6 protein-coding genes are annotated in these 6,751 nt (G+C 46.8%); 3 read left to right on the top strand and 3 right to left on the bottom strand.

What is annotated here, in order from left to right:
• Positions 1-20 precede the first annotated feature (20 nt).
• The gene (locus tag DDT91_RS15485; RefSeq protein WP_187177099.1) at positions 21-176 is read left to right on the top strand and encodes a hypothetical protein; all 156 of its coding nucleotides are present in this window, start codon (positions 21-23) and stop codon (positions 174-176) included.
• 132 nt (positions 177-308) lie between these two features.
• On the top strand, positions 309-1,595 hold the full coding sequence (locus tag DDT91_RS15480; protein ID WP_187177098.1) for an amidohydrolase: 1,287 nt from the start codon (positions 309-311) through the stop codon (positions 1,593-1,595).
• Positions 1,596-1,767: 172 nt separating this feature from the next.
• Here the strand turns inward: DDT91_RS15480 and DDT91_RS15475 are convergent, their stop codons facing one another.
• The gene (locus DDT91_RS15475) at positions 1,768-2,874 is read right to left on the bottom strand and encodes a DUF4249 domain-containing protein (RefSeq protein ID WP_187177097.1); all 1,107 of its coding nucleotides are present in this window, start codon (positions 2,872-2,874) and stop codon (positions 1,768-1,770) included.
• The gene (locus DDT91_RS15470) at positions 2,867-5,284 is read right to left on the bottom strand and encodes a TonB-dependent receptor (protein ID WP_187177096.1); all 2,418 of its coding nucleotides are present in this window, start codon (positions 5,282-5,284) and stop codon (positions 2,867-2,869) included. The genes DDT91_RS15475 and DDT91_RS15470 overlap by 8 nt, the downstream gene beginning before the upstream one ends.
• A 99-nt stretch (positions 5,285-5,383) precedes the next feature.
• On the opposite strand from DDT91_RS15470, the gene DDT91_RS15465 reads away from it, so the two are divergent.
• Positions 5,384-5,857, top strand: coding sequence for a hypothetical protein (locus DDT91_RS15465; RefSeq protein WP_187177095.1), 474 nt, complete (start codon positions 5,384-5,386; stop codon positions 5,855-5,857).
• 61 nt (positions 5,858-5,918) lie between these two features.
• On the opposite strand, the gene DDT91_RS15460 is transcribed toward DDT91_RS15465, so the two are convergent.
• Complete coding sequence (locus DDT91_RS15460; RefSeq protein WP_187177094.1) at positions 5,919-6,737, bottom strand: purine-nucleoside phosphorylase; 819 nt, start codon at positions 6,735-6,737, stop codon at positions 5,919-5,921.
• Between the last annotated feature and the right edge of the window lie 14 nt (positions 6,738-6,751).

The raw sequence follows: 6,751 nt of genomic DNA, 5'->3' as shown, positions 1-6,751 counted from the left end.
TGAACTAATTCACAGGAAAGTTGTCAAAAGAAGAAATTTCAGAAGCAATCCAGTCAACACGAGTAGAAAATGTGAAAAATTGGTCTGAAAAAAACATCGGGCAAACCACTCTTTCCAAGAGATTAAAAACCTTAAAGTGGGATGCAAATAAAAAACCAAAAATGGCACAAATTTGACACCCCACCTGACAGGTCTCATCATCCCGCTTTCTATTGGTATCGTAAGAAAAACCAATCCCTAATGCTTTTTTCCCCATCCGCTTCCTAGATTGCCTCCTTTCCTTAAATTTGGTTTCTCCCATTCCAACCATGAAAAAAATCATCCTACCTCTCCTGTTGATTTCCGCCTCGGCGATCGGACAGTCTAAGCTTCGTCCCGAAATCGATAAGCGCGCCGATGCCATCGAATCCAAAGTCATCGAGTGGCGTCGGGACTTTCATCAGCACCCTGAGCTCGGCAATCAAGAGGTCCGCACCGCCAAGATCGTCGCCGATCACCTCAGGGCGTTGGGCATGGATGTCACCGAACAAGTGGCTGTCACGGGAGTAGTCGGAGTACTAAAAGGCGGCAAGCCCGGACCGATGGTTGCCCTTCGCGCAGATATGGACGCGCTTCCCGTGACCGAGCGGGTCGATCTCCCATTTAAGTCTACCGTCACCACCACGTTTGCCGGACAGCAGACAGGCGTAATGCATGCCTGCGGACACGATTCCCACACAGCTATCCTGATGGGTGTGGCTGAGGTACTGGCAGGAATGAAAAATCAACTGGAGGGTTCAGTCAAATTCATCTTCCAACCTGCTGAAGAAGGGGTAAGCGATGTGGACATGGCAGGAGCCGAATTGATGGTCAAAGAAGGTGTAATGAAAGACGTGGATGCGGTCTTCGGTTTGCACATTTGGGCACAGATTGAGGCCGGAAAAATCGGCTATCGCCCCGGACCTACCATGGCGGCAGTGGATATCCTTGGAATCAATGTCCTAGGCACTCAATCTCACGGAGCAGCCCCGTGGTCAGGTGTGGATCCGGTAGTCACCTCCGCACAGATCATTACAGGTCTTCAAACGATCCTTTCCCGCAGCGTCAATGTAACTCAAAATCCAGCTGTGGTATCTGTAGGCGCTATCCATGGTGGTATTCGCCACAATATCATTCCCGAAAAAGTGGAGATGATCGGCACCATCCGAACCTTTGGCGATGATCAGCAAGCCTTGGTGCACCGCAGAATCAACGAAATCGCAACCCACATTGCCGAGAGTGCAGGGGCGAAAGCTGAAGTGACCATCACCAAGCTGTATCCTTCCACTGTGAATGACGAAGCCCTAACGGCTAAAATGATCCCAACCCTCGATGCGGCAGCCGGAAAGGAAAATGTAGTCTTGATGGACCCGATGACTGGTTCGGAAGATTTCAGCTTTTTCCAACGTGAAAAACCGGGCGTTTTTATCTTCTTGGGCGGCATGAAACCCGGTGCTGACCCTTTGAAAACTCCCTCTCACCATACTCCTGATTTTTACTTGGACGAAAGCGGCTTCAAGCTTGGTATACGGGTGATGAGCTACTTCGTAGTGGACTATATGGGAATGAAGAAGTAATTGGTTATTGATTTCTAGTTATGGGTGATTTGGTCATTGATTAGCCTCACGCTACAAAAATCTCAAATGCTATCAACCAAAGTAATCTAGCCATGAGTTGGTTTTTTAGCCAATCATCAACTGATCAATTGTAGACCTTCGAGGTTTCAAAAAACCTCAAAGGTCTACTTGATCATTGATCAAACCACCATTCCGGTTGTTGACTAGTGCTGTTTGGGAAGACATTACAACTCAGACAAGTTGGCTTGTACTCGGTGGCACGCTTGCCCGGAACGTATTTGCAGACCTCCTCTAAAAAGAAAGGAACATCCGCCCGAGTTGTATAGATTCGGGTGATTTTTGCCTTGGCTACTTCAAAATAACCCAACACCACTTCCTCAGGGTCGTCCACATTGTACATATTGCCTCGAATAGGTGCAGGAGGAATATCAAACACAGAGCCTGTATTATTCACCAATTGTCGGACTTTTCGCCAATAATCGTGTGCGTCTTTGGTGATGCTCAATTGCTTCACATTGAAATAATGTCGACTAAGAAAGGATTGATCCACCAGTCTTTTAGCTAAAATCTGACTACTGACCGCCCCAGGTCTGTTGAGTAGGTCTCCATTGACCAAAGTGATCCGCTCCGCATCAGAAATCTCAGTGACGTAGCAAGGTGGAGGAGGAACATTAAATGGGTTGGGGAAAAAGGTAAGGTCCCAAAAATAAACTTCCTCCACTGCCCAGCGGAGATAGTACCCTCCGGACTGGCTAGGAAGAGTAACTTCCGAGGCGATCGAGATCAGTGCGGCTTCCGGATTGTTTTCCAATCTAGCCCGCTCAAAGCTAAAGCTCAATTGGTCCTCGCCCACGACTTCAGGCATGCGTTGAGGCTGAGATCGATAGACCTTTTCCTGGGCCCAAATCTCCAATTCATACTCCAATCCAGGCCTGGGAGGAAGAAAACCGCTTAGCTCATAAGTTCCCGGTTTTGTCTCCCGATACTCCCAAGATAAGCCCAATTCCCTGGAATGTAGCCTCACCCTTGCCCTACTGACCGGTCTTGGTAAATCATTCAAGGTAAATAAACCTTTATCTCCATCCTCCAAAAATGGTTGTCGGGCATTGGACGTCGTCTGTGAAAGGAAAACAAACTGAGTCTCGGCCAAGTCAGTCAGTGTTCCCGATACAATCAAACGCTCCCGGTCTAATCGGTCCAGGTCAAATTCGATTTTTTCCACACAGGAATTAAACAAAACCAACACGACCAAAAGCGACTGAAAAACTAACCTAGTCATTGGCACCTCCCCACTGTATGCTATAGGTAATGGACGGAAAAATCGAACCCAAAATCGCCAGTCGATAGGGTTTCAACTGCTGAGAATCCCCATCCCGCTGCCAAAAGACAGAATAGGCATTTTTCCGCCCTAACAAATTGTAAATACTTAAATTGAGTGAATCCCCTTTTTTGGCAAACACCTTTTCTACTGTGAAAGAAACATCCACTCGGAAATAATCCAGAATTCGATACTGATTTCTGTCACTGTAATCCGGCACGAGCAATCCCCCATTGAGCAGATAGCTGGCATTTACGGCACTTACCGGTCTGCCGGTGGAGTAATTGGCAGAAACATTGAACAAGCCTCTGGGGTACATCTTTTTGCTGAGAATGAAATTCACTTCGTGCGGCTTGTCAAAGTTGGAGGGAAACCACTCGTTTCGATTGATTTGCTCCTCATCAAAAGGGCTCTGGGATCTAAAAAGTGACCGGGAGTAAGTGTAAGCTAGCCATCCGGTTACCACACCCAAGTTTTTCTTGATCATAAACTCACCGCCATAGGCTTTACCCTGACCCAATACCAATTCGGTTTCCATGTGCGGGTTTAAGAAAATAGAAGCAAAATCCCGATACTCCACCTGATTTTGACTGGTCCTGTAGAAGCCGTCTACAGAATACTCCCAACGGTTGTCTGTGGAGTTTTTGAAGATTCCAAGAGAAAAATTATCCGATCGCTGAGGCGGTATGTATCTCGTGCTTAACTGCCACAAGTCGATTGGGGTGGGGCCGAAGGTATTGGAAACTGACTGCACATACTGGAAAAGTCGTGTGTAACTGAGTTTCAGGGAAAGGCTAGCGGTAAGATTTTGTCTTAGTGAAACTCTGGGTTCCAAGCCGGAATAGGAAGCAACACTGCCTGACGCGAAGATTTCCTGTCCGATCTGATTAGCTTGGGAAAGTGCCACATCGGGTCGGTATAGAAAAACCGTATCCGGTCCTCTCTGAACAAAAGAGGAGTACCGAATTCCAGCAATCACTCCCGTAGAAGGACTCAGGTCCTGCTCCACGGATAAAAACAGAGAATATTCTGTCCCCTTTTCCTTTCCTACTTGCTCCGGCTGTACTGCGGATTGGACTCCAAACGGCTCTAATCTTTCCGGTTTCCCCTGGTAGTAGAATGCTTCCATTCCTCCTGTGACCGCCAGTTGTTCTTTTGCCCAAGTGGCGGACACTTTGCCCTGTTGATACCGCATGCCATTTTGAACTTTTGCTGCTTCCACGCCTTCGGGATCAATAAAGGCATTGGAAAAATCTCCGTCTGCAAAAAGTGCGCTTACAGAGAGGTGCTCCCCTACGATGCCTCGGTACCGTAGCGAATTCACCCGATTTCCCCACTCGTAGCCAAACTGATCGGAAAACTGAAATCGATCTCCAGTCATCAAGGTATTAGCTTCCAGGGTATGTCCTTGGGCCAGCTTCCAAGTCAGCCCCAAGTAGCCATCAAAAAAATTGAGACGACTCTGCTGCAGGTCCAAGTCCCTTGTCTGATTGAGCAACCAATTGACATTGGAAATTCTACCTCCTGCAATGAGGCTGACTTTTTCAGTAGCAATAGGCCCTTCTATCAAAAACTTCCCATTGGAAGTCCCAATTCCTACTAGACCTTTCCAGGCGCTCATATCCCCGGGACGCATCAGGATATTCAAGGCCGAACCTGCTCTTCCACCAAAATTAGCGGGAAGGTTTCCTTTATACAGGGTGAAATTCTCGGTAACATCTGTATTGAATCCAGATAAAAACCCAAGGGCATGATTGGAACTTAAGACCACTGCTTCATTCATCAGAATAAGATTTTGGTCCGTTTTGGCTCCCCTTACGTTGATCCCGGAGGTACCTTCCCCAACTGAAGAAACGCCCGGCAGAAGCTGCAAACCTTTGAAAATATCCGCTTCCCCAAGAAAGGCAGGGATAGATCTCAATTCCCGAGTCGTGAGCTTAGTCACACCGGTGATGGGATTTCGGACATTTCGGTCGGGATCCTCTGACATCACCACCACTCCGTCCAGCTCAAAACTTTTGACAGACATCTCCAGATCAATCACCCCATTTTCAAACAGCTCCACCTGAGTGAACACGGGTACATAGGAAATATGCCGAAAAGTAACCTTGTGTTTGCCCGGTTTTAGGGTAATGTAATAAAAACCAAATCGGTCCGTAACCACACCTGTAAAGGTGCCATCCACATGAAGCCCAACCCCTGAAAGCCCTTGTTTGGTATCCTCTGCCAGGATTTTCCCTGTCAAGACATACGTTTCTGACAGAAAACTCTCAGGCTTTCCAAATCGAAAAGTGAGGGAATCAGTTTGGCTGAAAGTAACTCTAGTTCCAAAAAACAGAAGCAGAAAAAGAAGAAGCGAAAATTTTGACATCAGACTTCTAAGAAATCAGTTTTTTTCAAATAATTGCAGGAAAAATGCGAAAACCAATCTCAAATGGGGATCGTTTTTTTTTGTAAAACTTGTGGCGAAATGAAAAAGATCCTGTTCTTAGTACTCCTGGCACTCCCGGTGTTAACGGCCTGCAAAGAGGACGAAAAGCCCGATGAGGAAGCCTTTATTTTCGGTCAATGGAATCTTCTTTGTGAAGGCAATTGTATTCAGATCTATAAATTCCAAGGAGGAAAGCTATATGAAGACAACATGCGCAGCTTTCGGGAAGCTCCGATTATTACTTACAGAACTACCCCCATGGATTCGAAGTATTGGGCATTGGCTCAGGAATTGGAGAACTCCTTCCCCAAGGACTATATGATGCCCCGTGGGCTGACTTTTATCGGTTGTCCTAACTGTGTAGAAGAGGGCGGCTATTACCTGGCCTTTGAGCGGGAGTCTGAGATTATTTGGTGGCAGGTAGGTCGGATTCCGGAATTATGGCCAGAAGAAATCCGGCCATTTATGGAAAAAATGATACAGACATTCAGAGAATTTCCTCCACAGCAATAAAAAAGACCTGTTAGGTTTTTAAAACCTGACAGGTCTAAAAGTTTTTCACAGCTAGAAGGAATTACATTCTCCCTACCAACTCCCGCATGATCTGGCTCATGACAGGTTCGGCTTTTGCAGCCGCCGCGATCACATCCTGAAGTGATACTTGGTGGATTTTTCCTTCTACTCCCAAATCGGTAATCGCAGAAATCCCAAACACCTCGATCCCGCTATGACGGGCCACCAACACCTCCGGTACAGTACTCATGCCTACCGCATCTCCACCGATGATTCGCAGGTACTTGTATTCCGCTGGAGTTTCCAAGTTGGGACCTTTGACCCCACAATAAACTCCCGTGTGTAGTTTCAGCCCTTTTTCCTTGGCAATTTCCAAAGCTAAGCCAATCAATCGACGTGAATAGGCATCGCTCATGTCTGGAAATCTCGGACCGAGTTCGTCGTGGTTTTTACCTCTGAGTGGATTTTCAGGAAAAAGATTAATATGGTCAGAAAGTATCATCACATCACCCACTTCCTGTGCAGGATTGAGGCCGCCTGAGGCATTGGATACCAAAAGGGTTTGTACTCCCAGTTTTTTCATCACCCGCACGGGAAAGGTCACCTCCTTCATCGAATAGCCCTCATAGTAGTGGAATCTTCCTTTCATGGCGAGGACGTTTTTGCCTGCCAGGGTTCCAAAAATCAATTTTCCGGAGTGACTTTCTACCGTAGAAATGGGAAAATGAGGAATGTCTTTGTAATCGATTTCCAGTTCGGCTTGGATTTGATTGCCCAAGCTTCCCAAGCCTGTTCCTAGGATAATCCCCACAGGAATGGATTGGCTGTATTTGCTCTGAATGAAAGAAACGGCTTCTTGAATCTGATTGAGGTAGTCCATGATGTGATCTGATT

It is taken from the genome of Algoriphagus sp. AK58, from assembly GCF_014324365.1.
Taxonomy (GTDB): Bacteria; Bacteroidota; Bacteroidia; order Cytophagales; family Cyclobacteriaceae; genus Algoriphagus.
This window is presented reverse-complemented; position numbering and strand designations above follow the sequence as displayed.

Coding starts and splice junctions, on each gene's coding strand:
- DDT91_RS15480 (WP_187177098.1), top strand. CDS start 309: ATGAAAAAAATCATCCTACCTCTCCTGTTGATTTCCGCCTCGGCGATC.
- DDT91_RS15475 (WP_187177097.1), bottom strand. CDS start 2,874: ATGACTAGGTTAGTTTTTCAGTCGCTTTTGGTCGTGTTGGTTTTGTTT.
- DDT91_RS15470 (WP_187177096.1), bottom strand. CDS start 5,284: ATGTCAAAATTTTCGCTTCTTCTTTTTCTGCTTCTGTTTTTTGGAACT.
- DDT91_RS15465 (WP_187177095.1), top strand. CDS start 5,384: ATGAAAAAGATCCTGTTCTTAGTACTCCTGGCACTCCCGGTGTTAACG.
- DDT91_RS15460 (WP_187177094.1), bottom strand. CDS start 6,737: ATGGACTACCTCAATCAGATTCAAGAAGCCGTTTCTTTCATTCAGAGC.